The following is a 26,143-nucleotide window of genomic DNA, read 5'->3' as shown; positions in this document are numbered from 1 at the left end:
GATTGCAAGACTTCAAACGAAGAGGTTGACGAGACTTTCCAGATATTCCTGACGGCCGGACTTCGGCTGCGGCTCAAGACCCGTGGCATGAACGCGGTCAGCCAGAGCTTCCAGCGACACTTCCCCCTTGAGGATTGCCGCATTTTCCGGCTTGGACCAGCCGGCGTAACGGTCTTCGACAAAGCCGCCGAGACGGCCATCTTCGATCATCGCGGCAGCAGCCAGCAGGCCGCGCGCGATGGCATCAGCCGAGCCGATGTGGCCCTGGATCAGATCCACCGCGTCAATCGACTGACGGCGGATCTTGCTGTCGAAGTTGGTGCCGCCGGTGGTGAAGCCGCCGCCCTTGAGGATTTCGTAATAGGCCAGCGCCAGTTCCGGAACGTTCATGGCGAACTGGTCCGTGTCCCAGCCCGACTGGTAGTCATTGCGGTTCATGTCCACCGAGCCGAAGATGCCCAGCGCATTGGCGAGTGCGAGCTCGTGCTCGAAGGAGTGACCGGCAAGGATCGCATGGCCCTGCTCGATATTCACCTTCACTTCCTTCTCAAGACCATAGGCCTTGAGGAAGCCGAAGACGGTGGCAACATCATAGTCATACTGGTGCTTGGTGGGCTCCTGCGGCTTCGGCTCGATCAGGATCGTGCCCTTGAAGCCGGTCTTGTGCTTGTACTCGACCACCATGGACAGGAAACGGCCAAGCTGGTCCAGCTCGCGCTTCAGATCGGTGTTGAGCAGGGTTTCATAGCCCTCGCGGCCGCCCCACAGCACGTAGTTTGCACCGCCCAGACGCTTGGTCACGTCCATGGCGTTCTTCACCTGCGCTGCGGAATAGGCGAAGATTTCCGGGTCCGGGTTGGTGGCCGCACCGCTCATGAAGCGGCGGTTGGAGAAGAGGTTCGCAGTGCCCCACAGCAGCTTCACGCCCGTCTCGGCCATCTTCTTTTCAAAGATGTCGGCAATGGCATTCACATTGGCATTGCTCTCGGCCAGCGTCGCCCCTTCCGGCGCGATGTCGCGGTCGTGGAAGGTGAAGAAGGGCATGTCCAGCAGCTGGAACATCTCGAAGGCAACGTCGGCCTTCAGGCGGGCCTGTTCCATCGGATCACCGGCCGCCATCCACTTGCGCTGGAAGGTATCGCCGCCGAACGGATCACCGCCCGGCCAGCAGAACGAGTGCCAGTAGCATATGGCAAGGCGCAGATGGTCTTCCATGCGCTTGCCGAGAACCACCCGGTCCTTGTCGTAAAAGCGGTAGCCGTAGGGGTCCTTGGAATCAGGACCAACGAACCGGACCTGCTCCAGCCCGTCAAAAAAACCAGTCGCCACGTCAGATCTCCTTCACTGCGGGATAGAGTTTGCGCCAGCGGGCATAGGCCTCGCCATAGGCGGAACGAAGAGCGGGGTTGGGGCCGACGGCAGCGGCCATCGGCGGGGCGCTGAAGAGCGCATCAGAATAACCATCCGCCGCCGCCTGACCGAGGCGGGCAGCGCCCAGCGCGGCGCCGAAGTCACCATCCTGCGGCAGATCAACGGTGACGCCCAGAACGGTGGCGATGATTTCCAGCCACCTGCGCGAGCGCGAACCGCCGCCCACGGCGGTGACACGCTCCACCTTCGTTCCGGCGGAAGTCAGCGCCGCGAGGCAGTCCATCAGGGCAAAGGCAACGCCATCCAGCACTGCATGGGTCAGCTCCGCCTCATCCGTGTCATGCGAGATGCCGAAGAAGCCGCCCCGGATCGCCACGTCATTATGCGGCGTGCGCTCGCCGCCCAGATACGGCATGAACATCACATCCGAAGGCCGCTTCAGCTCCGTGACGAGCCCCGTCAGCTCCTGCGCCGGGCGGCGCAGCACCTTGGACAGCCAGTTGAGGCTGTCGGTCGCCGACAGGATCACGCCCATCTGGTGCCATGTATCCGGCACCGCATGGCAAAAGGCATGCACGGCGCTGCCGACATTGGGCGAGAACCGGTCATTGGTGACGAACAGCACGCCCGAGGTGCCCAGCGAGACGAAGGCCGAGCCCGGCTTCACCGCACCCGTGCCGCAGGCCGAGGCCGCATTGTCGCCGCCGCCACCGGCCACCACCGGGGCAGAAGTCATGCCCCAGCGCTGCGCCAGCTCCGGCCGCAGGCGGCCACTGGCATCCGAACCCTCGACAAGGCGCGGCATGTGGCTGCGGTTGAGGCCGGTGGCCTCCAGCAGCGCATCGGACCAGTCGCGGGCGGCCACATCCATCCACAGCGTGCCGGCACTGTCCGACATGTCGCCCACATGCTCGCCGGTCAGGCGCAGGCGGACGTAATCCTTCGGCAGCAGTACCTTGGCCGTGCGGGCAAAGATCTCCGGCTCGTTCTCACGCACCCATTGCAGCTTCGGCGCGGTGAAGCCCGGCATCACCCGGTTGCCGCCAAGGCTGAGGAACCGCGGCTCGCGCGCTTCCAGATCCGCGCATTGCGCGGCGGAGCGGCCATCATTCCACAGGATGCAGGGGCGCAGCGGCTTGTCTGCCGCATCCAGCAAGGTAGCCCCGTGCATGTGGCCGGACAGGCCAATGCCGCGCACCGCTGCCATCTCCTTTGGATGAGAGGCGGCAAGCGTGTCCAACGCCTGTTCCAGCGCCGTCCACCAGCTGTCCGGGTCCTGCTCCGACCAGCCGGGATGCGGGCGCTCGACCGTGAGATGGGCACTGGCCGAGGCGAGCACCGCCTGGCTGTCATCCATCAGGATCGCCTTCACCGAACTGGTGCCGATATCAAGGCCGATATGCATGAGGTACGCCCCTCAAAATTGATCCGAAAGAAACCCGGAACAGGCAGCGCGTGTGTGCGCACCCGTCCGGGGACTGCTTCTTCTAGCCGATGACGGCCGTTTCTGCCAGAGCCTGCGATGCCGCAGGCTCCCGCATGGTCAGGTGGTCAGGCCGCGGCCACATCGTTGAGCGCGCCCGGTCCCGGCGTTGCGCCGGGAGGGCACTTGCCGAGGATGATCATGCCCAGCACGTCATCATCGGTCACATCCGTGGTCTTGGCGGTGCCGACCAGCTGGCCGTTCTTCATCACGGCGATGCGGTCGCACAGCTTGAACACATCGTGGATGTCATGGCTGATGAGGAAGATGCCGAGGCCCTGCCTCTTCAGCTCCTCGATCAGTTCCGCCACCATCTGCGTCTCGTGTACGCCAAGGGCGGCCGTCGGCTCGTCCATGATCAGGATGCGGGCGTTGAAATAGACAGCACGCGCAATGGCGACCGACTGGCGCTGACCGCCCGAGAGAGCCTTCACGGGCGCCTTGAACTTTTTGAAGTTCGGGTTGAGCCGCGCCATGATCTTGCGCGTTTCCGCTTCCATCCGGTCATCATCGACGAAGCCCAGCGGCGTCACCAGCTCGCGGCCCAGGAACAGGTTGGAGGCGGCATCGAGGTTATCGGCCAGCGCCAGCGTCTGATAGATCGTCTCGATGTTGTACTTGCGCGCATCACGCGGGCTGTTGATCGTGGCATGCTGGCCATCAATCAGGATCTCGCCGCTGTCCTGGCGGTAAGCACCGGACAGGATCTTGATCAGCGTCGACTTGCCCGCGCCATTGTGGCCCAGCAGGCCCACCACTTCGCCGGGGAAGAGGTCGATGGACACATGATCCACCGCACGCACCCCGCCGAACGAGATGCAGATGTCTTTCATTTCGACCAGAGGCGCCATGGATCAATCCCCCGTGCGCTTGCGGTAGATGATGTCGACGTAGACTGCGAAGACCAGCACGATGCCGACGACGATGTTCTGGAGCGGTGCATCCACACCCACCATGGCCATGCCGGATTGCAGCGACTGCATGATCAGCGCACCCAGGATTGCCCCGTAGATGGTTCCCACACCACCGGAGAGCGCCGTGCCACCGATCACCGCCGCCGCGATGACGCGCAGTTCGTCCAGCGTGCCGATGTCATTGGTGGAGAAGCCAAGACGGGCGGCGGCCACCGCGCCGGAGATGGCGCAAAGCCCACCCATCAGCGCGAAGATCTTGACCGTCAGCAGGCGGGTGTTGATGCCCGACAGTTCGGCCGCATCCGGGTTGCCGCCGGTTGCAAAGATGTAGCGGCCAAGGCGGGTGCGGCGGGCAAGGATGGTCATGGCGACCGCCACGACGATCAGCACCAGCACCGAAATCGGGATGCCATAGCCCATGCGGAAGCCTTCAGGCATGGCCTCGCCGCGGTCGGCAAAGATGCGCTGCACGCGCTGCACCGGCATGTCATAGGCATTGAGAACAGCCACGAAGCCGAGGATGGCACCGCAGATCACTGCTGCAATGACCGCCTCTGCCCAGGCAGGCTTGACGGCAAAGCCATGCGAGGCTCGGCGCTTGCGGGCCGAGAACAGCAGCGCCATGGATGCAGCCACGCAGACGATGCCGAAGATCCATGACCAGGTTTCACCAAGCGAACCGCCCGTTCCACCCAGCAACAGGAAGGTTTCATCCAGCGGGCCGATCGTCTTGCCGTCGGTGATGAACCAGGCAACGTTCCGCCAGACCAGCAAACCGCCGAGCGTGACGATGAAGGCGGGAATACCGAGATAGCCGACCATCCAGCCTTGCGCTGCGCCAATGACGACACCGGCCACGAGACCTGCAAGAATTGCTATGATCCAGATGGCGGGATGGCCGAGGCCAAGCATTGAGGGCAGCACCTGCGTCTGCACGACAGCCATCACCGCCGCGACCGTCGCCAGGAGCGAACCGACGGACAGGTCGATGTGGCGGGTGACGATGACGAAGACCATGCCCGTTGCCATGATGGCGACCGAGACGGTCTGGATCGTCAGGTTGAAGATGTTGCGCGGTGTCAGGAAACGCCCGTCCGTGATCACGTTGAACACGAGACAGAGGACGATGAACGCCCCGATCATGCCCAGCAGGCGCGTGTCCAGCTGCAGCGCGGATAAAAACGAGCGGGCCGCCGGAGTCCTCGCCCCGGACAGGTCTGCATTCGACATCGAAGTGCTCCTGGTTGAAAAGCCGGTCCTGATGTGCCGATTGGAGCGCGTGACCCAAGGTCAGTCAAGCAAGCGCGGCGGTTTCACATCGAAGACACTGCCCCGGAACCATCCGGGGCAGTGCAAGGTCTTGACCGGTCAGGCCTTAGTTGCAGGGAGCCGGGCCGCCGGAAACGCCCTGGCAGAGTGCGTCCTTGCTGATCCAGCCCGCGTCCACGACAACGTTGAGGTTGTCCTTGGTGATCGCGATCGGGGTCAGGAAGCGTGCGGTCATCTCGGTGCCAGCCGGCGAGGTCCACTTGGCGGCACCTTCAATGCTTCCCAGATCAGCGCCCTTGGCGAGAGCCACCGCGATTTCGGCAGCCGTCTTGCCGAGTTCGCGCGAGTCCTTCCACACGGAAACCGTCTGGGTGCCCTTGGCGATGCGGTTCAGAGCGGCATGGTCGCCGTCCTGGCCGGAAACCGGAATGCCTTCCATGCCCTGAGCAGCCAGAGCGGCAACGGCGCCACCTGCGGTGCCATCGTTGGAAGCAACAACGGCGTCCACCTTGTTGTCATTCGCGGTCAGGATCTGTTCCATGTTCCGCTGCGCGTTGGCCGGAAGCCAGCCGTCGGTGTAGGCTTCGCCCACGATCTTGACCTTGCCGGCGTCAATCGCCGGCTGCAGGACTTCCTGCTGGCCGCCGCGCAGGAAGTCGGCGTTCGGGTCCGTGGAGGAGCCCTTAATCATGACGTAGTTGCCTTCCGGCGCAACCTTCAGCACTTCGCGGGCCTGCATGCGGCCCACTTCCACGTTGTCGAAGGTCAGGTAGAAGGCACGCGGGTCTTCGATCAGGCGGTCATAGGCGACAACCGGAATGCCTTCGTCGGCAGCGGCCTGCACAGCCGGGCCAATGGCCTGAGCGTCCTGTGCGAGAATCACGAGGGCAGTGGCACCCTGTGCGATCAGGGCTTCGATGTCGGACAGCTGCTTGGCAGAGGAGCTCTGAGCGTCAGCAGAGATGTATTTGGCACCGGCAGCTTCAAGAGCCGCCTTGATTGCAGCTTCGTCGGTCTTCCAGCGTTCTTCCTGGAAGTTGGACCAGCTCACACCGACGACGACATCCTGCGCCTGTGCGGCAGCAGTCAGAGCGGTCGCAGACATGAGCGCGCCCGCAAAAATCATGGCAATCTTGCGCATTGCGTTGTTTCCTCCTGAAAGGCGTCACCCTTCTCCCGGCGCAGCCTCTTTCAATCCTGAGAGTGTCGAACCCCCATCTCAGCGGGCGGACCTTTATTTTTTTCGGCGCCCGAAAAAAAGTTGCTCCAAAGCTCGCCGCCTGTCAACATGCTTTTGGAGGCCGGAAACGGTTTCATTACGCTGAAGACCATGCTGGCGGCATAAAGACTGGCAGGTCAGGGACGGAAACAGCACGGGAACTACGTCAGGACATGACGCAGACAGCGAACAGGGACCAGATCCGCAAACGCAACCGCAGCATCATCCTGCAGACGCTGCGGCGCGAAGGGCAGATGGCGCGCATCGATCTGGGACGGGCCACGCGTCTCAGCCCGGCGACGATCACCGCCATCACCTCCGACATGCTGGATGAAGGCCTGATTGCCGGGATCGAGACCGAAGAGCCGCGCGCTGCCCAGTCACGGGGCCGGCCGCGCAGCATGCTGGCCCTCAACGGCGCCGCGGCCAGCGTCATCAGTCTGCGCATTTCAGTCAACTGGATCGATCTGGCGCTGGCCGACTTTACCGGCAAGATCATCTTCAGCCGCAAGTATCCGTTCGACACAACCCGGGCGGATGCCGAGAGCTTTCCAGATCTTCTGTGCAGCACCATTACGAGCTTTGTCGAGGAATCGGGTGCCAATCCGGCCACCGTGCAGGAAATCGGCGTCGCCTCGCAGGGCATTGTGGACAGGGTGCGCGGAGAGATCGTCTGGAGCCCTGCCTTCAAGGGCCGCAACATCCCCGTGGTCGCGCCCATCCGCAGCCGGCTGGGCGCCCGCTGCTTCCTGACCAACGACACCAACATGATCACCGAGGCGCTGCACTGGTCGGAGCCAGAGCGCTACAGCGGCACCTTTGCCGTCCTGATGGTGGATTACGGCGTCGGCATGGGCCTGTTTCTCGATGGCCACCTTTTCGTCGGTGCCACGGGAGCGGCGGCGGAAATCGGCCATGCCAACCACATTCCCGGCGGCGCCCTGTGCCGCTGCGGCAAGCGCGGCTGCCTTGAAGCCTATCTTGCAGACTACGCCCTGCTGCGTCAGGTGCTGGGCCTGCCGGATGACACGGACCCGCGCTCGCTGCCCGTGAACAGCCAGACCTTTGACGATCTCTATTGCAAGGCGAAAGCCGGGGACCCCCATGTGCGCGCCGTCTTCAATAGCGCCGGCAAAGCGCTCGGCATTGGTCTTGCCCGGCTGCTGGCCATCATCGAGCCGGCGCGCATTGTGCTGACCGGCGCGGGCATCGAGGCCTTCGAGTTCATGGAAGCCGGCATGCATCAGGCACTTGAGGAGGTGCTGGTGGAGGACCTGCGGCGGCATCTGGTGATCGACGTGGTGGAATGGAACGAGGACTTCATCCGCCGCGGGCTTGTCGCGCAGGCCATGCGGCGGCTGGATGAGAGCCTGACCGGCCAGCCGGAGGGCATAAGCCCCCGAGCGAGCCTCATCCGGCAAGGCGCCAGCAAAGAGATCTGATCGCTGCGGCACATATGAACCGCAGCCCGGGGGAGCGACGGCATGAGGGGGAGACAGGAACGAGGCCGCATATGGCTGCCTTTTGCTGCGGCGCTTGCAGGAGCAGGCGCGCTGTGGCTGGGCCTTGCGGCATCTGCGCATGCGCAGAGCTGGAGCGAGCGGAACCTTGATCACACGCCGCCGCTGGAGGACATCCGCGCCTCTCTGGAGGAAGCCCGCAAGACCGGCAGCCCCGCCGCGCTGGAAGCCCTTGCCGAAGAAGGCCGCCGCCTGTTCGAGGCGCGTTTCATCCGCGAGGAAGGCGCCGGACGGCCCATGGCAACGCAGGCCATCGTGCCGACGAAACGCAAGCGCGCGGTCGAGAACCTGTTCAACCGCATGCCCGGCCCGGATGCGGCCGCCTGTTCCGGCTGCCATCACCAGCCTGTCATCGGCGGCGCTGGGGATTTCACCGCCAATGTCTTCGTCTCCGAAGGCTTCGAGAGCGCCGATTTCGACACCTCCGACCCGCAGTTTTCCAACGAGCGCGGCACCAACATCCTGCAGGGCTCCGGCCTGATCGAGCTGCTGGCGCGGGAGATGACGGCTGAGCTGAAAGCCCAGCGCGCCGAAGCCGTGCGCAAGGCGCGGGCGGACAAGGTGCCGGTGACGGCGCCGCTCGAAACCAAGGGCGTCAGCTTCGGCAAGGTGACCGCCCATCCCGATGGCACGATCGACGTCTCCGCCATCGACGGTATCGACCCGGATCTGGTGCTGCGCCCCTTCAGCCAGAAGGGCGTGTTCGCCTCCCTGCGCCAGTTTACGGTCAACGCCCTCAATGTGCATCACGGTATGCAGGCGCAGGAGCGCTTCGGCAGCATGTGGACCGGCACGGATGATTTCGACATGGACGGCGTGGCCGATGAAATCCGCCCCGAACATGTCTCTGCTCTCGTCGCCTTTCAGGCCACTCTGCCCGCGCCGGGCCGCAAGCAAGATCTCCCCGATGACTGGAAGGCCGCCGCCGCAAGGGGAGAAGACCTCTTTGCCGCAACCGGCTGCACATCCTGCCACCGCCCGTCCCTGCCGCTGGAGAGCCTTGCCTTCGAGGACCCGGGCCCGGTGGAAGGAGCTGGCACCTTGCGGCGGCAGGATGTGGAGACGCCGCTGGTCTATGATCTGTCCGCGCTCGCATGGGTGAAGGCCCTGCCGCGCGATGACAAGGGCCGCGTTCTGGTGCCGCTCTACGGCGACCTCAAGCGCCATCAGATTTCCGGCCAGCGCAACAACCGGCTGGGCAACGAGCTGCTGGGCCAGCGTTTCGTCGAGCGGGACGTGTTCATCACCGCCGAACTTTGGGGCGTGGGCAATACGGCGCCCTATGGCCACCGCAACGACATCACCACCCTGCATGAAGTGATCATGGCCCATGGCGGCAAGGCGGAGGAGACGCAGAAGGCCTATGCCGCCCTGCCCGAGGAAGACCGGCAGGCGGTGATTGCCTTCCTGCGCAGCCTGGAGGTTGGCAAATGAGCATTCTCCGCCCGGTTACCACCTCTCTCCTCGCCCTGCTGCCACTTGCCGCCACGGCTGCGCTGGCGCAGGAGCGCAAAGTCTCGCTCGCCCCCGTGCCGCATTTCGTGGAGGAAGCGGAAGCCGCCGGCATCCGCCAGAGCTACGAAGGCCCCTGGGAATATTTCGTCGGCGGCGGCGTTGCTATTCTCGACTGCAACGGCGACCGCAAGCCGGACCTGTTCATCGCCGGCGGCAAGAACCCGGCCGGGCTTTTCGTGAACGAAAGCACCACCGGCGGGCCGCTGAAATTCGCAGGCACCGATAGCGGCGCCGATGAACGCAGCCTGACCAAGGTGCTGGGCGCCTATCCGCTCGATTTTGACAATGACGGCGAACCGGACCTCGCCGTGCTGCGCGAGGGCGAAAACCTGCTGCTGCGCGGCAAGGGAAGCTGCCAGTTCGAGGTGGCCAACCGCTCTCTCGGCTTCAAGGGCGGCAACGAATGGAGCACGGCCTTCTCCGCCGTGTGGGAAGCTGGCAACGCCTATCCAACGCTCGCCTTCGGCAATTATGTGGACCGCTCCCTGCCCGGTTCGCCCTGGGGCACCTGCCACGACAATTTCCTCTTCCGTCCGCAATCGCAGGACCGGCCGGACTATTCGCAGGCCGAGCGTCTGACACCTGGCTTCTGCGCCCTGTCGATGATGTTCACCGACTGGAACCGCTCCGGCGAAGCTTCACTCCGCATTTCCAACGACCGGCATTACTACCGGGGCGGCGAGGAACAGCTCTGGGCCGTGCCGCCGGACCGCCCTGCGAGGCTTTACCGCCGGGCCGACGGCTGGCGCAGCCTCACCATCTGGGGCATGGGCATTGCCAGCATCGATCTGGATGTGGACGGCCAACCCGAATATGCACTGACCAGCATGGGCGATACCAAGCTGCAGACGCTGGAAAAGGAAGGCGATGAGGTGGTGCCGGTCTATGCGGACATCGCCTTTGAAAAAGGCGTCACCGCGCACCGGCCCTATACGGGCGGGGACCTGCGCCCCTCCACCGGCTGGCACGCGGAATTTCAGGATGTGAACAACGACACCCTTTGGGACCTCTACATCGCCAAGGGCAATGTGGAAGCCATGCCGGACTTTGCCGCCTTTGACCCGGACAACCTGCTGCTGGGCCAGTGGGATGGCAGCTTCACCGAAACCGGTGACCTTTCCGGCATCGCACTGGAACGGCGCGGACGCGGCGCGGGACTGGCTGATTTCAATCAGGACGGCCTGCTGGATCTGATTGTGGTCAACCGCAGCGCCCCCGTCAGCCTGTTCCGCAACACGGGCGCAGGCACAGCCGAAGCCCCGCGCCCGCTCGGCAACTGGGTGGCCGTGGAGCTGAAACAGCCGGGCAAGCCCAACCGCAACGCCATCGGCGCAAAGATCAGCGTGCGGGCAGGCACCAAGTCCATCGAGCGCGACCTGCAGATTGGCGGCGGCCACGCCTCCGGCCAGCTCGGCTTCGCCCATTTCGGCCTCGGCGTCTCCGAACGCGCCCAGATCCGCGTGCGCTGGCCGGACGGCGAATGGAGCCACGCCTACCGCGTCTTCGCCAACACCCACGTGGTCATCGAGCGCGGTGCAGAAGAAGCGAAGCTCTGGCTGCCGGAGTAGGTAGATTGTCACTCTCCACCGTCCTGCCATGATCAAGTCATGGCAGGACGAAAACGGAGGGGTTTGACCGGTTCGATTGCCCGAATACCGGCTCTCCCGGCCGGATGAAGCCGGAAAGGCGGTTGATTGGAGAACTGCCACCCCAAATCATTTCAATCAGTTAGCACCTGCAAAAACATGACTATCATGCTCATGTAATTGATCTTTCGAAAAATATTTGACTGTTTGGACAAATTTTCCTTCAATGGGAGCGGATAAGCCTGTTCGCAAAAAGAAACGGGCGCCGAACATAGATCGCCACCTTCCGGAGATCCTCCCATGACTGAGACCAGATCTGGTCCGGACATTGCGCCTGCGCGCCTTCCGGCTGACCAGTATGCACAGAACTTCTGTGACCTGCACCCGCGCCTCGATCCGCATGAGGCAAGGGTTGAGAGTGACCGCTGCTACTTCTGCTATGACGCGCCTTGCGTGAATGCCTGTCCGACCAGAATCGACATTCCGCTGTTCATCCGCCAGATCTCAACCGGCAATGACACCGGCGCGGCGCGGACGATCTTTGCGCAGAATATCCTTGGCGGCATGTGCGCCCGCGTCTGCCCGACGGAGACCCTGTGCGAGCAGGCCTGCGTGCGCAACGAGGCCGAAGCCAAGCCGGTGAAGATCGGCGAGCTGCAGCGCTTTGCCACCGACCATTACATGGAAACGCACAGCACCACGCCCTTCACCCGCGCCCCCGAAACCGGCAAGCGTGTGGCCGTTGTGGGCGCGGGCCCGGCGGGCCTGTCCTGCGCCCACCGCCTCGCCGTGCATGGCCATGCGGTAACGCTCTATGATGCCCGCCCCAAGGCGGGCGGGCTCAACGAATATGGCATCGCCGCCTACAAGTCCGTCGATGACTTTGCGGCGCGCGAGGTGGATTTCATCCTCTCCATCGGCGGCATCACCGTGGAACATGGCAAGGTGCTGGGCGAGGACCTCTCCCTTTCCGCCCTGACCAGGGACTTCGACGCCGTGTTCCTCGGGATCGGCCTTGCCGGTGTCAACGGCCTGTCCGTTCCCGGCGAGGAGCTGGAGGGCGTGGTGGATGCGGTCGCCTATATCGCGGAGCTGCGGCAGGCGAAGGATCTTTCCACCCTGCCCGTCGGACGGCGCGTTGTGGTGATCGGCGGCGGCATGACGGCGGTGGACATTGCCGTGCAGAGCAAGCTGCTGGGCGCCGAAGAGGTGACCATCGCCTACCGGCGCGGCAAGGAGCACATGAACGCCAGCCCCTATGAGCAGGACCTCGCCCAGACCAATGGCGTGCGCATCCTGCACTGGGCAGCCCCCAAGGCGATGCACGGGGAAAACGGCAAGCTGACCGGCATCGAGCTGGAACGCACCCGGCTCGACAACACCGGCAAGCTGGTGATGACCGGCGAGACCTTCCGTCTTGACGCCGACATGGTGTTCAAGGCCGTGGGCCAGAAGCTCAACCCGGCCGGGCTGAACGGTTCGGCGGCGGCGCTGACCCTCGACAATGGCCGCATCGTCACGGACGCCACCCGCGCAACCACCATGGCCAAAGTCTGGGCAGGCGGCGACTGCATCGCCGGCGGGCAAGACCTGACCGTGGCCGCCGTCGAGGACGGCAAGGTTGCCGCAGAAGCCATCCATCAGGCGCTCAGCGCCTGAGCCAGCCGTTCTTTCCGGAGATCCCGTCATGGTTGATCTGAGATCTGATTTCGTCGGCATCAAGTCGCCCAACCCGTTCTGGCTCGCCTCCGCGCCGCCAACGGACAAGGAATATAACGTGGTGCGCGCCTACAAGGCGGGCTGGGGCGGCGTCGTGTGGAAGACGCTGGGCGAGGACCCGAATGTGGTCAACGTCAATGGCCCGCGCTATGGCGCCATTCACGGCAAGGACCGCCAGCTCATCGGCCTCAACAACATCGAGCTGATCACCGACCGGCCACTTGAGGTGAACCTGCAGGAAATCAAGCGCGTCAAGCGCGACTGGAAGGACCGCGCCCTTGTCGTGTCCCTGATGGTGCCCTGCGAGGAGCCCAACTGGGCCGCGATCCTCAAGCGCGTGGAAGAAACCGAGGCCGATGGGGTGGAGCTGAACTTCGGCTGCCCGCATGGCATGAGCGAGCGCGGCATGGGCTCGGCCGTGGGCCAGGTGCCGGAATATATCGAGATGGTCACCCGCTGGGCAAAGAAGCACACCCGCATGCCGGTGATCGTCAAGCTGACGCCCAACATCACCGATGTGCGCAAGCCCGCGCAGGCCGCCAAGCGCGGCGGGGCGGATGCGGTGTCGCTGATCAACACCATCAACTCCATCGTGGGTGTTGACCTTGACCGCATGGCGCCAACGCCGACCATTGACGGCAAGGGCTCGCACGGGGGCTATTGCGGCCCGGCGGTAAAGCCGATTGCCCTCAACATGGTGGCGGAAATCGCCCGTGATCCGGAAACCTACGGCCTGCCCATTTCCGGCATCGGCGGCGTCACCACCTGGCGCGATGCGGCGGAGTTCATCGCGCTGGGTGCCGGCAACGTGCAGGTCTGCACCGCCGCCATGACCTATGGCTTCAAGATCGTCGAGGAGATGATCGAGGGCCTGAAGGACTGGATGGGCGAGGCCGGCTATGAGCGGATATCGGACTTCTGCGGCCGGGCGGTGCCTAATGTCACCGACTGGCGCTACCTCAACCTCAACTACGTCGCCAAGGCGAAGATAGACGAGGACCTCTGCATCAAGTGCGGCCGCTGCCACATCGCCTGCGAGGACACCTCGCATCAGGCGATCACCAGCATGGTGGACGGGGTGCGCAAGTTCGAGGTGATCGACGAGGAATGCGTCGGCTGCAATCTCTGCGTCTCGGTCTGCCCGGTGGAAAATTGCATCACCATGGAACCAATGGCCGCTGGAACCGTTGATCCACGGACGGGCCGTTCCGTCTCTGGGGACTATGCCAACTGGACGACACATCCGAACAACCCCAGCGCCCGCATCGCCGCCGAGTGATTAAGCCCCGGAGAGCTTTGCTCAAGGGAAACTGTTCAACCACTGCGGCGCCTGAGCGTTCCAGGCCTTGATGCGTGAGCATCTTAAGACTTGGCGTAAAGGCACAGACTTGCGGCTGCACCCTGCCCCCGGGATGCAGCTCACCCCCAGCTCGATGAGAGGCGACTCCCCCGGCTGCCGGCATAGGCAGCCGGGGTTTTTTTTGTCCTTCCGAAGCCCGCATATTGTAATGTTATCTTATAACATATATCACTGCCACCGTATGAAGACCCATCCTGAATTTATGACGATGGAGCTTGACAGGAAGGACGGCGGCTTTGATCATCTGCGGCGATGGTTCCCGGCTGGCAAAGCCTTGGCCGGGTGAAAAGGGAACACGGTACGGTGTAGCCAAAAGGCGCCAAGTCCGTGACTGCCCCCGCAACTGTAGGCGGCGAGCGACCCCGGAGTGATCCACTGTTCCAACGAGGAACGGGAAGGACCGGGCAAGCGGCGACCCGCAAGTCAGGAGACCTGCCATCGCAGCAGACCTCAAACCGCCGGGCGGGGTGTCCCGGAAGGAGCATAGCCATGACCATTCAGGGACCGGCCTTGGCCGGAACACCTGTGCCTGCGCCCGTGCAGGCCATTCCCAAAACGGTGGGAACCTCCCCTTCCCATCATCTCACCATCTGCGTCACCTGCCGTGACACGCAAACCGGCGAACGGCCAGGATTTGACCTTGGCACCGCGCTTGCCAGCGCCCTGCAGCAGGACGCGCATTGGACCGTCTCCGCCGTTGAATGCATGGCCGCCTGCAGCCAGCCCTGTGCTGTCGCGCTGACGTCTCCCGGCAAAACCGGCTGGCTGTTCGGCCACCTGACGCTGGACGACGTGCCGGATATTGCCGCTTTCGCCCGCCAGTATCACGGGCTTGCCGATGGCTGGTGCAGGGCCTCCGAGCGTCCGGGCCGTATGGCGAAGACGGCGCTGGCCCGCATTCCCGCGCCCGGCCGCACAACCGCCTTCGGACCCGGCACGTGAGCGCGCCATTCTTTGAAGCGGACAATCTCGGCTGGGGGCCGCGCGGGAATCTGGCGCTCCTCTCCGGGATCAGCTTCACCGTCAATCAGGGCGAGATGCTGGCCATCTGCGGTGCCAATGGCGCGGGTAAGTCGTCGCTGCTGCGGCTGTTATACCGCTTCCACAAGCCGCAGACCGGTGATGTGCGGCTGGAGGGCACGAGCCTTTGGGTCATGTCGAGCCGCGAGACGGCCCGCCGCATTGCCGTGGTGCTGCAGGAGCAGCCGACGGATTTTGCCCTCACCGTGCGCCAGATCGTCAGCCTCGGCCGCCTGCCGCATCAGCGCGGACTTGCGGCAGCAGGAGCGCATGATGGCGAGGTGGTGGAGCATGCCCTGGCCCGGCTGCACCTGACGGCGCTGAGCGAACGCTCCTTCGGCACCCTGTCCGGCGGAGAGCGCCAGCGCGTGCTGGTGGCCCGTGCGCTGGCGCAGGAACCGCGCCTGCTCATCCTTGATGAGCCGACGAACCATCTCGACATCCGCCACCAGCTGGAGCTGATGGCGCTTTTACGCGGCCTGCCGCTGACGGTGATCACCACCCTGCATGACCTGACGCTGGCCGCAGAACATGCCGACCGGGTGCTGCTGCTCGCCAACGGCACCGTGCTCGCCATGGACACGCCGGGAGCGGCGCTGACCGAAGCCAATATCGCCGGGGCCTTCTCCGTCCGTTCGCGGATCGATACCTCCGGCCATTCCCCCCGTTTTTCCTTTCACTTGTGAGATCTGACCGATGCGTATAGCCCTTGCTCTCGCTGCCCTTCTGGCCACAACCGCCAGCGCCTTTGCCTATCCGGTGACGGTGAAAAGCTGCAACCGCGATGTCACCTTTGACGCTGCCCCTGCCCGCGCCATTTCCAACGACGTGAACCTCACCGAAATGATGCTGGTGCTGGGCCTGACGGACCACATGGCCGGCTACACCGGCGTGTCCGGCTGGAAGACGCTGGATCCGGAGATGCGTGAAGGCGTGAAGGAACTGCCGGAACTCGCCGAAAAATACCCCACCAAGGAAGTGCTGCTGGGTGCAGAGGCGGACTTTTATTTCGCAGGCTGGAACTACGGCATGAAGGTGGGCGGCGAAGTGACACCGGACACCCTCGCCCCCTTCGGCATCAAGGTCTATGAGCTGACCGAAAGCTGCATCCACATCGGCCCCAAGGAGAAGATCTCCATGGCCGACATGTACAACGATCTGTTGAACCTCGGGACGATCTTCGGCGTCGAGGACAAGGCCAAGGCGCTCGTCGCCGGTTACGAGGCAAAGCTTGCTGAAGTGACGGCCGGGGTGAAGGAGCCGGGCAAGGAGCCGCTGCGCGTCTTCGTCTATGACAGCGGCGAGGACACGCCCTTCACGGCCGGCCGCTACGCCATGCCCACCGCCCTCATCGAGGCCGCAGGCGGGCACAACATCATGGATGATCTCGGCAAGAGCTGGGCCACCGTCGCCTGGGAACCGGTGATCGAGCGCAATCCGGAAGTGGTCGTCATCGTCAACTACGGGCAGGTGACGGCGGAGCAGAAGATCGCCTTCATGAAGTCCAATCCGGCCTTTGCCAGCATCGACGCGGTGAAGAATGACCGCTTTGTCGTGCTGGAATATGTCGAGGCAACGCCCGGCCCCCGCAACATCCGCGCCGTGGAGAAGCTCGTTGACGGTTTCGCACGCAACTGAGGCCGATGCGCTGACAGGCGCACCGGACCGGCACCGGTCCAGAATCTGGCCGGTGCTGGCCATCGCGGCCTTGTGCTTTGCCCTTCTGGCCACGGCGGTGATTGCCGCCCTGGCCGTGGGCGCCGTCGCCGTGCCGCCTGCGGATGTCGCTGGGATCCTTCTGTCGAAGATCTTTCACGGATCGGTGGAGAAGACCTGGAGCGCGGCGCGCGAGGCCATCGTCTGGGATGTGCGCTTTCCCCGGGCGCTGCTGGCAGCTCTTGTCGGCGCGGGCCTTGCCATGACCGGTGCCGCCCTGCAATCGGTTACCCGCAACCAGCTGGCGGACCCGCACCTGCTCGGCATTTCCTCAGGCGCTGCCTTCGGCGCCATTCTGGCGCTGCTGCATACGGGGCTGTTTCTCGGGCTGCTGACCGTGCCGCTACTCGCCTTCTTCGGCGCGCTGGGGGCAACAGCCATCGTTCTTTGCGTGGTGCGGATCACGCGGGCCGGTTCGCCCGACCGGCTGGTGCTGGCGGGCGTTGCCGTGTCCTTCGTCATCATGGCCTGCGCCAACATCCTGATCTTCCTGGCCGATCCCAAGGCCACCCATACGGTGGTGTTCTGGATGCTCGGCGGGCTGGGCCTTGCCCAGTGGAGCCACCTGCTCTACCCGCTGGCCGTGCTCCTGCCCTGCGGGATCTGGCTGTGGCTGAAGGCGGGCCAGCTGAACGCCATCACGCTGGGGGACGAGACGGCGGCAACGCTCGGCATCCCCGTCAACCGGCTGCGGCTGTCGGTGTTTGTGGCGGGCGCCCTCATCACCGGCGTGTCGGTCGCCTTCTCCGGCATCATCGGCTTCGTCGGCCTGATGATGCCGCATCTGGTGCGGCTGGTGGCGGGCGGCGACAACGCCCGCGTCCTGCCGCTGTCCGCACTGGCCGGAGCCCTGTTCCTGATCTTTGCCGACATCTGCGCCCGCGTCGTCATGGCCCCGGAAGACATGCCCATCGGCATTGTCACCGGCCTCGCCGGCGGCCTGTTCTTCATCTGGCTGATGGCACGGCAGAGGTGAGGCGAGCACTACCTGTGCCCGCAGCACGCCTCTCCCACCTTTCAGGGGCTTCCGGATTCACGCATCGTGCAGGAAAGCGCCACAGACGTTACTTTGAAGCTGGAAAAGATAAGTAATTTCAAGGATCTGCTTGTCTGGCTGTGACCTCTCATTCCCCCCCTTGAGAGGAGGGGCACGGAGACGCTTCAATACCAATCAGACACATAACTCCGGGTAACTCTCAGGATTGCATGTCGAATCAAGCCGCCGTCAAAGCGCCAGCATGTGGTTGTCCCAGGAGATGCCCGGCACGAAGGCGAGGGATTGCGCCCGTGTGCGGGGGTCTTCGGCAAGGCTGAGGCCGCCGTTGCCGTCGGAGACAAGGAAGCCGTGCGCATCGATGGCGGCAAGGCCGCAGCCGTCGGTGATCGTATCCATACCGAGCAAGACGCCGCTGTCTGCAGCCATATAGAGAATGCGCCCTCCGCGCGGGCAGGACAGCGCCACCACATCGCCGCTGGCATTGACGGAAACCGAGCCGATGTAATTGTCGAGCTGGGCCAGAACATCGCTCTTCAGCGGCACCAGTTCCATTTTCCGGTCCCGCTCCAGACGAGCGACAAGCTGCGGAAAATGGCTCTTCTCGCCCTCGAACTGACCACCCACCCACACCTGCCCGCGCCCGTCCAGCGCCATGTGGCGGAGCGAGAGCTGATGCAGATCCTTGTCCAGTTCATGCCGGGCGAGCAACGCACCGGAGGCCGCATCCAGATAGACGATGGAGGGCTTCATCGTGTCGAGATTGAGCATCTCGCGGCCGGTGACCGGATGGGTGTCGATGCCGCCATTGGCGACCACAAGCACGCGGCCCTGCTCGGCCAGCAGAATGTCATGCGGACCGATGCCATGGGTCTCGAACTCGCCGATGCGCTTCAGGATTTCGCCGCTGGCATCATAGATGCCGACGCGCCCCTGCGTTTCCTCCCCCACCGTGCCGAAGGCGTTCTCGACCGCATAAAGCAGCCGCCCGTCAGCCGAAAAGACGCCATGGCCATAGTAGTGGCGCCCGGGCCCGGCTTCCGTCAGCTGCGGCGGAGTTTCCCCGCTCCGGTCAATCAGCATGATGAAATGGCCCGGGCGGCGGGCGAAGGCGGCCAGCCTGCGGCCGTCCGGTGACAGGGCCACGCCATGGCCGCGTGCGGGCAGCGGCACCTCCATCACGTCCCGGCCATCGGCTGTCAGGATGGCGACCGCATGGCTCCCGTCCGCATTGCGCCGGGCGCTGGCGAACAGCGGCTCGTCCAGGTCCGCGCCAAGGAGCTTGACTGCAGCGTCCGCGGGCAAGGTCATCAGCGCAGCGGCGGTTGTCAGGCCAAGACCCGTTAGAAACCGCCTGCGGTTCAACACCAGCGCATCAGTCGCCGTCCAGCGCATTGAAGCCTCCAGTCATATCCAGCGATCCGGCCAGATTGAGCGCAACGAGATCGCGCAGGCCCTTCAACGAAATCAGCATGTCCGACAAGGCCTTGTAGCCTTCAGGCGTCTTCACCGTCTCGCGCATGGGCTCACCGGCGCGGGCGAGTGCCTTGAGTGAATTGGAAACCTCGAATTCAAGGCTCGCGGCAATCCACTCACCTTCGCTGTCCACGCCCTTTGCATAATTCGAGGCGCGGATGAAATCGCGGATGCCGGTCAGTTCACTGGCGATATAGGCCTGCCCGAAATTGGCGCGGGAAAAAGGTATGCGGTTGGGCTTTGCCGATGCCGGATCATTGCCCAGCGCTGGGCCAAAAGCGGGGATAACATCCTGATCGCGCACGATCACCAGCCCGGTCACCAGCGCATTGAACAGGGTTTCCGCCGCTTCCTTGCTGTTGCGGAAGCGTGGGTTGTCAGGCCCCGCGGCTTCAAGCTGCCCGCTGAACCCGTCCGGCGCCTCCCAAAGGGCAGCAACTTCGCCGGAGAGCTGCGCCAGATTGACGGCGAGCGCCTGCGCATAAGCGCAGGCATAGACGCCCGCCTCATCCGTGCCGCCCAGCGTCACCTGGCCGTCGTCATCAAAGGCCGCCAGTTGCAGCGCCGTCAGGCCCTGAACGGCCACGCTCTTGGCGGCAAGGCTTTCAGGTGTGGTGGCGCTTTCATCCCGCTCTGCCACCAGCTTGCGGATCTGCCGCTGCGCCACGCCGCGCGCATCGGGCAGGAAAGCGATACGTTCCAGCCGGCTTTCTTCCGCCAGCGGGCCATAGCGCAGGAAACTGATCCGGCCAAAAGCGGCCACGGCACCGCCATAGGCAACGCGGAACTCATCCGCCGTCTCCGTGCCAGGGCTCTTGCAGGCGTCCTCAACAGCCGTGGGCAGACGCGTGGCAGCATTGGCAAAGGCACGGGTCTCCGGCCGGATATAGCCCTCGACCGCCCCTTTCACATAATCCGCATAGCCAGCCCTTTCCTGCGCATGCAAAGGCAGGAGAGTGCTGGCAAAGGCAAGGGCAAGGCAGGCAATGCGGCGCATCAAAGAGACTCCAGAAAACGGATCAGGGCGGCGCGGTCCTCTGGCGGCATGGCCACCACCGCATCGCGTGCGGCCTGCGCCTCGCCGCCATGCCAGAGCACGGCCTCCAGCAGCGAGCGGGCCCGCCCGTCGTGGAGGAAACGGGTGTGGCCACTGACGGTCTGCGTCAGACCAATACCCCAAAGCGGCGCCGTCCGCCATTCGCGGCCACCGGCATCCCCATCCGGGCGGTTATCCGCCAGCCCTTCACCCATGTCATGCAGCAGCAGATCGGTATAGGGCCAGATGAGCTGGAAACTGTGCGCCGGGTTTTTTGCGTCCTTGCGGGTAACGTATTTCGGCACATGGCAGGAGGCGCAGCCGGTGCCATAGAACACCTCCTTGCCCCTCAGCACATCGGGATCAGCCATGTCCCGCCGGGCGGGCACGGCAAGGTTCTCCGAGTAGAACGTGACAAGATCCATCACCGGGCCGGGCGCTTCCGTTTCCCCCAACCGGTCCTGCCCGCCCGTGGGCAGGGCACGGCAGGCTGTCTGGGCTGCCGTGCAATCGCCGTAAGGATCCGGATGTTCCGGCGTCGAAATACCGATGTCGCCCGAAAAGGCCGCAGCGCTCTGCGCCCGCACATCCGGCATCGTCGCCTTCCAGCCAAAGCGCCCCGGCACAAGCTCGCCGCTTGCAGGATCCCGCACAAGGCTGAGACGGCCGGAAATGCCGTTGCCATCCGCATCGTCCGGGTCGGCAAGAGCTTCGAGATCCGCCGGGTGAATCGCCTCCAGAAGCCCAAGCCCGATCATCTGCGGCGCAACACGGGGCGAGATCATCGTGTCTGGCCGCATGGGACCATAGGCAAGGTTCGCTGCCTCATAGCGCGGCTTCTGCAAGACAACCGTTTCGCCGCCAGACAGTGCCACAGGCAGATCCTCGTAAGTGATCCGCAGTTCCCCTTCCGGCGCCAGGCCCGGCACGGCGAAGGTCTGAAACTGGCCGCCATAGACAGGCTCCGGCAGCGTGGCCACCTGCCGGTCTGCCAATGCCTGCCGCTCCTCTTCCGTCACCGGCGGCACTGACAGCCGCAGGAACAGGGAGACGGCGGGCTCACCCGGCTGAGGCGGCGCACCACGCCCGTCCTTCAGATGGCAGCCCTGGCAGGAGCGCGCATTGTAAAGCGGCCCCAGCCCGTCCGAGGCTTGCGTGGAGGACGGTGCAGAGACCCAGAACTTGCGGAAGATACCGTTACCGACCCGGAAGGTTTGCTGCTCTTCGAAACTGAGATTAGCGGACGGATGGGAAAAGGCATCCCGGTTGATACGCTTGCGCGAAGTGGCAGCACCGCCCGGCATGTCCTCGAAAGGCTCGGGCACGGCAAAATTTTCAGGAGCGGCCAGCACTTTTGCAGCCTTTTCCCGGTCCGCCGTTGTCAGATCATGCCGGTGATCAAGCGCACGCGTCTGCGCGGCCGCAGCGCTGGCCCCCGCAACAAGGCAGATACCGGCCGCAAGCCGGGCCGGAGCCGCAAAACGCCTCCATCGCAAGAAAATCATGCTGTTCCCCTGGCTGTTCAGGAAAGATCAGCCACACCCCTCTGCAGCGGCAGGAGAGAGAAACACAGTCCCCTCCCCGTCTCTTAAACCGTCAGCCCTTCCATCATCCCGGATCGCGCGGGGCGCGTCCGGATGACGATGGAGAAGCCTTGCAAGCCCCGGAAAGGGAAAACTCCCCATCCCCGTTGTCGCGTCCAGTCCGTCCTTACTGGAAGACTGCGCCCGGATTGTCCAGGCTGTCAGAGCCTTCGAAGGCGATGGACTCAAGGCCCAGCACGGCAACGGCGCGCTCGATCGACTTGGTCTGATCGATCAGGCTGTCCACGGCGGCCTGCACAACGGCATTGCCCTCCGCGTTGCCTTCACCAATCATCTGGTCATAGGCCTCGACCGTTTCAGCGCGGGTCTTGAGCTTGTCGAACGCGGCGAGCGATGCATCAAGCTTGCCCTTCAGCTCCTCCGCGACGGCCTTGTCCTTCGAAGCGACCAGATCTGCCAGCGACGGACCGGAGACCTTGCTGCCATCAAGGCGGGTATAGGTGCCGAAATAGACATTCCGGATGCCGGCCACGTCGTTGTAATGAGACATGTGGGTGTTGTCGGAGAAGCAGTCATGCTCCTCTTCCGGATCGTGCAGCATGAGGCCGAGCTTCATGCGCTCGCCGGCCAGTTCGCCGTAGGAGAGCGAGCCCATGCCGGTGAAGATGGTGGCAAGGCCGCCCGCTTCACCCTTGGCCGCAAGCTCCTCGCGCGCCGCACCACCCGGAGCCCAGGCAGCCGCCATTTCTTCCAGATCAGCAATCAGCAGGTCCGTTGCCGCCTGCAGATACTGGATGCGCCGCTCACAATTGCCGCCGGTGCAATTGGCCGGATCAAAATCCGTAGCCGGACGGTTGCCCGCGCCCGGACCCGTGCCATTCAGATCCTGCCCCCAGAGCAGAAACTCGATGGCGTGGTAGCCGGTCGCCACATTGGCCTCGACACCACCTGCCTCCTGAAGCTTTTCCGACAGAAACTCCGGCGTGATCACCGTGGCGTCGAGTTCTTCACCATTCAGTTGCAACTTCGGATTGGCGATGACATTAGCCGCATAAAGCGGATTTTCTTCGGAACTATCGCCATAGGACACATCCACATAGTCGATCAGGCCCTCGTCCAGCGGCCAGGCGTTCACCCGCCCCTCCCAGTCATCCACAATGGCATTGCCGAAACGGTAGGCCTCCGTCTGCTGATAGGGATTGCGGGCGGCAATCCAGGCCTTGCGGGCGGCAGCCAGCGTTTCGTCATTGGGCTTGGCAATCAGCGCATCGATGGCAACCTTCAGCGCCTTGGCAGAGGTGACGGAATCCGCATAGGCCGCAGCCGCGACATCCTGATAGGTGGCCAGAACATCGGCCGCCTTCACATCGGCCGCATGGGCGGAAATGGTGGCGGGAAGGGCCATCATCGCAGTGGCTGCAAACAGAATGGCTTTGAACGAGCGGGTCATGGGCAATCTCCCTGGGCATCGGACGGCCCCAGCGCCGCCCGGTGACTGCCCGGCAGAAATGTCCCGGATCTGGCGGAAGAGGGGCACGCGCCTGCGGCAGGTCTCGGCGGACAAGACAATTCTTGAAGGTTTGTGTCAAGTTACAAAACAGCGCAGGCAGCGGTGCAAACGGACAACACCTCACGCGCTTGTGGCCCAAAGTCAGGTTTTCGGGTGGTTTTTCCGCCACGCCTTCACCTATATCTCAGGGAAGATACGGATATCCGGTGGCGAGAACCCAGAACCGCTGCGGTTAACGGGTCCCGCGCCCAAGAGTTCAGGACGGATGATTTTATGCTCGATGCTTTCAAGCGCTTCATCAAGGACGTCACCTTTGGCGACAGCGACAATCTGACTTTCGCCGAAGATGATCACCGGCTGGCCGTCGCCGCTTTGCTCGTCCATGTCATCAGTGTGGATGGCGAAGTCGATGACGTGGAGAAGACCAAGCTCACCTCGATCCTGAAGACCCATTATTCCCTGAGCGACAGCGAAACGGCCGAGCTTGTGGCCCTTGCCACGGACAAGGACAACGAAGCTGTCGACATGTACGGCTTCACCTCCGTCCTGAAGCGCAAGCTGGATGAAGAGGAACGCCAGAAGATCATCGAGCTGATGTGGCAGCTTGTCTATGCGGACGGCCACGTGCACGAGTTCGAGGACAACACCATCTGGCGTGTCTCGGAGTTGCTCGGTGTCTCCTCGCGCGAGCGGATTGCCCTGCGCCAGAAAGTTGCCCGCGAGCAGGGGCAGCCGGACACGGAGTGAGCCGGCAATTGCCTGATTTCATGGCATATTGCTCTGGATTAGCGCTCGACGCCGGGCCGGTTGCAACGTTATCGTGACGCCATGAATCCTGATCCTGCTTCCCCGCACCGGCCGCGCATCCTGATCGTCCTGCATCAGGAAACCTCGTCGCCCGGCCGTGTGGGGCAGGAACTGGTGAAGCGCGGCTTTGCACTGGACATCCGCCGCCCGCGCTTCGGCGACACGCTGCCCCACACGATGGAGCATCACGCGGGTGCCGTCATCTTCGGCGGGCCGATGAGCGCCAATGATCCGGAAGCCTTCGTCCACCGGGAGATCGACTGGATCGGCGTGCCTCTCGCAGAGCAGAAGCCCTTTCTTGGCATTTGCCTTGGCGCGCAGATGATGGTGAAGCATCTGGGCGGTAAGGTAGGAGCCCATCCGCAGGATCTGGTCGAGATCGGCTATTATCCGCTGTACCCTACAGAAACCGGCAAATCGCTGATGCACTGGCCATCCAAGGTGTACCAATGGCACCGGGAAGGCTTCGACCTGCCGCGCGGGGCCGATCTTCTGGCATCGGGCGACACCTATCCCAATCAGGCCATCCGTGTCGGCCCGGCCGCCTATGGCATTCAGTTCCATCCGGAACTTACCCACGCCATGATGGTGCGCTGGACCACCAAGGGTGCTCCCCGCATGTCCCTGCCCGGTGCGCAAGGCCGCCAGGACCATTTCGCCGGCCGCTACGTCTTCGACCAGGCCTTGCGCAAATGGCTGGACGACTTCCTCGACATCTGGATCGGGCGGGCTGGGTAAAACCTCACCACGGCCAAGATTGAATTGCAAGAAATGCAACATGTGAGACACAAATAGCTTTGCCTCTCACGGGTGAGGGGCAAGCACCATTGTCTTGCATAAAGCGAAGGATTTGATAGACAAACTCCCGAAGGGCGGAACATACTCCTGACAGTCCGGACTTGCGCCGCCATCGCGGTACAAGGCAAAGCTAGCAGAGACCACAATGACCCCGCATCCCTCGGGCCTCTCCTTCGAAAACGCAGTGGGCTATCACTATGGCGGCTTTCCACCCGAAGAGCTCAATTTCTCACGCATCGTGAAGCCGCTCGCCAAAGCACGTGAAGCTTTGGCACGCTATGATCAGATGCTGAAAAATCTGCACAACAGCGAGATTCTTCTTGCTCCCTTGCGCAACAAGGAAGCCGTTATCTCCTCCAGAATCGAAGGCACCGTCAGCACGCTTGATGAAGTGCTGCGCTACGAAGCCGACAAGGAAGGAGATGCGGATGGCAACGATGCAAGGTACCGCGGCGAGACCATGGAAGTCTTCCTTTATGCCCGGGCCCTGCGGCAGGCCCAGAAGAGCATGGAAGATGGAGCGCCACTGTCGAAGTGGCTTCTGAGATCGATCCACGCAGTGCTGCTGGGCTTTGGGCGCGGAGCCCATCTTTCGCCGGGTGATTTCAAGGATGAGCAAAACTATCTGGTCGACAAGGTGCGCAGGAAAGTCATGTTCGTTCCCGCCTCGCCGGAACAACTTGCCCATGGCCTCGACAACCTGATCAGCTACATCAGTACCTCCGACGATGAAGAACTGATCAAAACCGCTGTTTCCCACGTTGAATTCGAGGCCCTGCACCCGTTCAAGGACGGCAACGGGCGCATCGGACGGATGCTGATCACACTGACATTGTGGCAGAGCAAGCTGATATCGGCGCCGCATTTCTATATCAGCCGGTACTTTGAAATCCATCGAGACGAATACATCGATAGAATGCGCGAGGTCTCCAGGACTGGTGCCTGGACAGACTGGGTCATATTTTTCCTTGATGCTCTTGCAAGTCAGGCCTACGAAAACCTGCAGACAGCTGAGAACATCAGAAATCTCTACGAGGACATGAAGCTCCAGTTTCGCGAAGAACTGTCATCCCAGTGGAGCATCAATGCGCTCGATTTCATGTTTTCGCGCCCCGTCTTCAGAAACAATGTCTTTACAAGCCGGTCAGGAATACCGGCTGCCACAGCCCAGCGGTTTACTAAAGCACTGGTTGAGTCTGGCATGTTGAAGACGCTTGAGGCCCCAGCCGGCAGACGGCCCGGTCTGTATGCCTTTGAGCCGCTATTGTCGGTCGTGAGAGAGTAAC

At 63.4% G+C, this 26,143-nt stretch carries 21 protein-coding genes and 1 riboswitch; of the genes, 12 read left to right on the top strand and 9 right to left on the bottom strand.

Features of this window, described 5'->3' with window-relative positions; genetic code table 11:
- Nucleotides 1-12: 12 nt before the first annotated feature.
- The 5 genes from xylA to xylF all read right to left on the bottom strand — a co-directional run bounded on the left by xylA (nucleotide 13) and on the right by xylF (nucleotide 6,178).
- Complete coding sequence (gene xylA / locus ASC48_RS11830) at nucleotides 13-1,329, bottom strand: xylose isomerase (protein WP_055455951.1); 1,317 nt, start codon at nucleotides 1,327-1,329, stop codon at nucleotides 13-15.
- Between the two features lies 1 nt (nucleotide 1,330).
- Nucleotides 1,331-2,776, bottom strand: coding sequence for a xylulokinase (xylB, locus tag ASC48_RS11825; RefSeq protein WP_055455950.1), 1,446 nt, complete (start codon nucleotides 2,774-2,776; stop codon nucleotides 1,331-1,333).
- 146 nt (nucleotides 2,777-2,922) lie between these two features.
- A complete protein-coding gene (locus tag ASC48_RS11820) occupies nucleotides 2,923-3,705 on the bottom strand; it encodes an ATP-binding cassette domain-containing protein (RefSeq protein ID WP_208975689.1) in 783 nt (260 codons plus the stop codon).
- A gap of 3 nt (nucleotides 3,706-3,708) precedes the next feature.
- Nucleotides 3,709-4,998, bottom strand: a complete 1,290-nt coding sequence (locus ASC48_RS11815) for a sugar ABC transporter permease (protein ID WP_055455949.1) — start codon at nucleotides 4,996-4,998, stop codon at nucleotides 3,709-3,711.
- 145 nt (nucleotides 4,999-5,143) lie between these two features.
- On the bottom strand, nucleotides 5,144-6,178 hold the full coding sequence (xylF, locus tag ASC48_RS11810; RefSeq protein ID WP_055455948.1) for a D-xylose ABC transporter substrate-binding protein: 1,035 nt from the start codon (nucleotides 6,176-6,178) through the stop codon (nucleotides 5,144-5,146).
- Between the two features lie 251 nt (nucleotides 6,179-6,429).
- Here xylF and ASC48_RS11805 point away from each other — a divergent pair, with 251 nt between their 5' ends.
- The 9 genes from ASC48_RS11805 (at nucleotide 6,430) to ASC48_RS11765 (ending at nucleotide 17,668) form a co-directional block, all read left to right on the top strand.
- A complete protein-coding gene (locus tag ASC48_RS11805; protein WP_055455947.1) occupies nucleotides 6,430-7,698 on the top strand; it encodes an ROK family transcriptional regulator in 1,269 nt (422 codons plus the stop codon).
- A gap of 42 nt (nucleotides 7,699-7,740) precedes the next feature.
- Nucleotides 7,741-9,210: a di-heme oxidoredictase family protein gene (locus ASC48_RS11800; RefSeq protein WP_055455946.1), complete on the top strand. Its 1,470-nt coding sequence runs from the start codon at nucleotides 7,741-7,743 to the stop codon at nucleotides 9,208-9,210.
- On the top strand, nucleotides 9,207-10,859 hold the full coding sequence (locus ASC48_RS11795; protein WP_055455945.1) for a CRTAC1 family protein: 1,653 nt from the start codon (nucleotides 9,207-9,209) through the stop codon (nucleotides 10,857-10,859). Before ASC48_RS11800 ends, ASC48_RS11795 begins: the two co-directional genes overlap by 4 nt.
- A gap of 318 nt (nucleotides 10,860-11,177) precedes the next feature.
- Nucleotides 11,178-12,536 (top strand): NAD(P)-dependent oxidoreductase, encoded by a 1,359-nt coding sequence (locus ASC48_RS11790; RefSeq protein ID WP_055455944.1) that lies wholly within the window; start codon nucleotides 11,178-11,180, stop codon nucleotides 12,534-12,536.
- Nucleotides 12,537-12,564: 28 nt separating this feature from the next.
- Nucleotides 12,565-13,875, top strand: coding sequence for an NAD-dependent dihydropyrimidine dehydrogenase subunit PreA (gene preA, locus ASC48_RS11785; RefSeq protein ID WP_055455943.1), 1,311 nt, complete (start codon nucleotides 12,565-12,567; stop codon nucleotides 13,873-13,875).
- A gap of 317 nt (nucleotides 13,876-14,192) precedes the next feature.
- Nucleotides 14,193-14,410, top strand: a riboswitch (cobalamin riboswitch).
- Nucleotides 14,411-14,445: 35 nt separating this feature from the next.
- On the top strand, nucleotides 14,446-14,898 hold the full coding sequence (locus ASC48_RS11780; RefSeq protein WP_055455942.1) for a DUF1636 family protein: 453 nt from the start codon (nucleotides 14,446-14,448) through the stop codon (nucleotides 14,896-14,898).
- Nucleotides 14,895-15,662, top strand: a complete 768-nt coding sequence (locus ASC48_RS11775) for an ABC transporter ATP-binding protein (protein WP_055455941.1) — start codon at nucleotides 14,895-14,897, stop codon at nucleotides 15,660-15,662. The genes ASC48_RS11780 and ASC48_RS11775 overlap by 4 nt, the downstream gene beginning before the upstream one ends.
- Before the next feature lie 10 nt (nucleotides 15,663-15,672).
- Nucleotides 15,673-16,614: an ABC transporter substrate-binding protein gene (locus ASC48_RS11770; protein WP_141658932.1), complete on the top strand. Its 942-nt coding sequence runs from the start codon at nucleotides 15,673-15,675 to the stop codon at nucleotides 16,612-16,614.
- Nucleotides 16,592-17,668, top strand: coding sequence for a FecCD family ABC transporter permease (locus ASC48_RS11765; protein ID WP_055455940.1), 1,077 nt, complete (start codon nucleotides 16,592-16,594; stop codon nucleotides 17,666-17,668). The genes ASC48_RS11770 and ASC48_RS11765 overlap by 23 nt, the downstream gene beginning before the upstream one ends.
- 249 nt (nucleotides 17,669-17,917) lie before the next feature.
- Here the strand turns inward: ASC48_RS11765 and ASC48_RS11760 are convergent, their stop codons facing one another.
- The 4 genes from ASC48_RS11760 to ASC48_RS11745 all read right to left on the bottom strand — a co-directional run bounded on the left by ASC48_RS11760 (nucleotide 17,918) and on the right by ASC48_RS11745 (nucleotide 23,192).
- Nucleotides 17,918-19,081 (bottom strand): DUF1513 domain-containing protein, encoded by a 1,164-nt coding sequence (locus ASC48_RS11760; RefSeq protein WP_055455939.1) that lies wholly within the window; start codon nucleotides 19,079-19,081, stop codon nucleotides 17,918-17,920.
- The gene (locus tag ASC48_RS11755; protein WP_072242598.1) at nucleotides 19,062-20,159 is read right to left on the bottom strand and encodes an imelysin family protein; all 1,098 of its coding nucleotides are present in this window, start codon (nucleotides 20,157-20,159) and stop codon (nucleotides 19,062-19,064) included. Before ASC48_RS11755 ends, ASC48_RS11760 begins: the two co-directional genes overlap by 20 nt.
- A complete protein-coding gene (locus tag ASC48_RS11750; protein ID WP_055455937.1) occupies nucleotides 20,159-21,703 on the bottom strand; it encodes a di-heme oxidoreductase family protein in 1,545 nt (514 codons plus the stop codon). Before ASC48_RS11750 ends, ASC48_RS11755 begins: the two co-directional genes overlap by 1 nt.
- Nucleotides 21,704-21,908: 205 nt before the next feature.
- Nucleotides 21,909-23,192: an imelysin family protein gene (locus tag ASC48_RS11745; RefSeq protein WP_055455936.1), complete on the bottom strand. Its 1,284-nt coding sequence runs from the start codon at nucleotides 23,190-23,192 to the stop codon at nucleotides 21,909-21,911.
- 333 nt (nucleotides 23,193-23,525) lie between these two features.
- Here ASC48_RS11745 and ASC48_RS11740 point away from each other — a divergent pair, with 333 nt between their 5' ends.
- The 3 genes from ASC48_RS11740 (at nucleotide 23,526) to ASC48_RS11730 (ending at nucleotide 26,142) form a co-directional block, all read left to right on the top strand.
- Nucleotides 23,526-23,999, top strand: coding sequence for a tellurite resistance TerB family protein (locus tag ASC48_RS11740; protein ID WP_055455935.1), 474 nt, complete (start codon nucleotides 23,526-23,528; stop codon nucleotides 23,997-23,999).
- Nucleotides 24,000-24,080: 81 nt separating this feature from the next.
- Nucleotides 24,081-24,797, top strand: a complete 717-nt coding sequence (locus tag ASC48_RS11735) for a glutamine amidotransferase (protein WP_055455934.1) — start codon at nucleotides 24,081-24,083, stop codon at nucleotides 24,795-24,797.
- A 205-nt stretch (nucleotides 24,798-25,002) separates the two neighbouring features.
- Nucleotides 25,003-26,142, top strand: coding sequence for a Fic family protein (locus ASC48_RS11730; protein ID WP_055455933.1), 1,140 nt, complete (start codon nucleotides 25,003-25,005; stop codon nucleotides 26,140-26,142).
- Nucleotide 26,143 lies beyond the last annotated feature (1 nt).

The organism is Pannonibacter indicus (assembly GCF_001418225.1).
Lineage (GTDB): Bacteria > Pseudomonadota > Alphaproteobacteria > Rhizobiales > Stappiaceae > Pannonibacter > Pannonibacter indicus.
The sequence above is the reverse complement of the archived record's forward strand: the minus strand, read 5'-3'. Positions and strand labels throughout refer to the sequence as shown.

Bases quoted from the DNA above. Each gene is read 5' to 3' on its own strand.
- xylB (WP_055455950.1), bottom strand. From the start codon at position 2,776: ATGCATATCGGCCTTGATATCGGCACCAGTTCGGTGAAGGCGATCCTG.
- ASC48_RS11820 (WP_208975689.1), bottom strand. From the start codon at position 3,705: ATGGCGCCTCTGGTCGAAATGAAAGACATCTGCATCTCGTTCGGCGGG.
- ASC48_RS11815 (WP_055455949.1), bottom strand. From the start codon at position 4,998: ATGTCGAATGCAGACCTGTCCGGGGCGAGGACTCCGGCGGCCCGCTCG.
- xylF (WP_055455948.1), bottom strand. From the start codon at position 6,178: ATGCGCAAGATTGCCATGATTTTTGCGGGCGCGCTCATGTCTGCGACC.
- ASC48_RS11805 (WP_055455947.1), top strand. From the start codon at position 6,430: ATGACGCAGACAGCGAACAGGGACCAGATCCGCAAACGCAACCGCAGC.
- ASC48_RS11800 (WP_055455946.1), top strand. From the start codon at position 7,741: ATGAGGGGGAGACAGGAACGAGGCCGCATATGGCTGCCTTTTGCTGCG.
- ASC48_RS11795 (WP_055455945.1), top strand. From the start codon at position 9,207: ATGAGCATTCTCCGCCCGGTTACCACCTCTCTCCTCGCCCTGCTGCCA.
- ASC48_RS11790 (WP_055455944.1), top strand. From the start codon at position 11,178: ATGACTGAGACCAGATCTGGTCCGGACATTGCGCCTGCGCGCCTTCCG.
- preA (WP_055455943.1), top strand. From the start codon at position 12,565: ATGGTTGATCTGAGATCTGATTTCGTCGGCATCAAGTCGCCCAACCCG.
- ASC48_RS11780 (WP_055455942.1), top strand. From the start codon at position 14,446: ATGACCATTCAGGGACCGGCCTTGGCCGGAACACCTGTGCCTGCGCCC.
- ASC48_RS11770 (WP_141658932.1), top strand. From the start codon at position 15,673: ATGCGTATAGCCCTTGCTCTCGCTGCCCTTCTGGCCACAACCGCCAGC.
- ASC48_RS11760 (WP_055455939.1), bottom strand. From the start codon at position 19,081: ATGCGCTGGACGGCGACTGATGCGCTGGTGTTGAACCGCAGGCGGTTT.
- ASC48_RS11755 (WP_072242598.1), bottom strand. From the start codon at position 20,159: ATGCGCCGCATTGCCTGCCTTGCCCTTGCCTTTGCCAGCACTCTCCTG.
- ASC48_RS11750 (WP_055455937.1), bottom strand. From the start codon at position 21,703: ATGATTTTCTTGCGATGGAGGCGTTTTGCGGCTCCGGCCCGGCTTGCG.
- ASC48_RS11745 (WP_055455936.1), bottom strand. From the start codon at position 23,192: ATGACCCGCTCGTTCAAAGCCATTCTGTTTGCAGCCACTGCGATGATG.
- ASC48_RS11740 (WP_055455935.1), top strand. From the start codon at position 23,526: ATGCTCGATGCTTTCAAGCGCTTCATCAAGGACGTCACCTTTGGCGAC.
- ASC48_RS11735 (WP_055455934.1), top strand. From the start codon at position 24,081: ATGAATCCTGATCCTGCTTCCCCGCACCGGCCGCGCATCCTGATCGTC.
- ASC48_RS11730 (WP_055455933.1), top strand. From the start codon at position 25,003: ATGACCCCGCATCCCTCGGGCCTCTCCTTCGAAAACGCAGTGGGCTAT.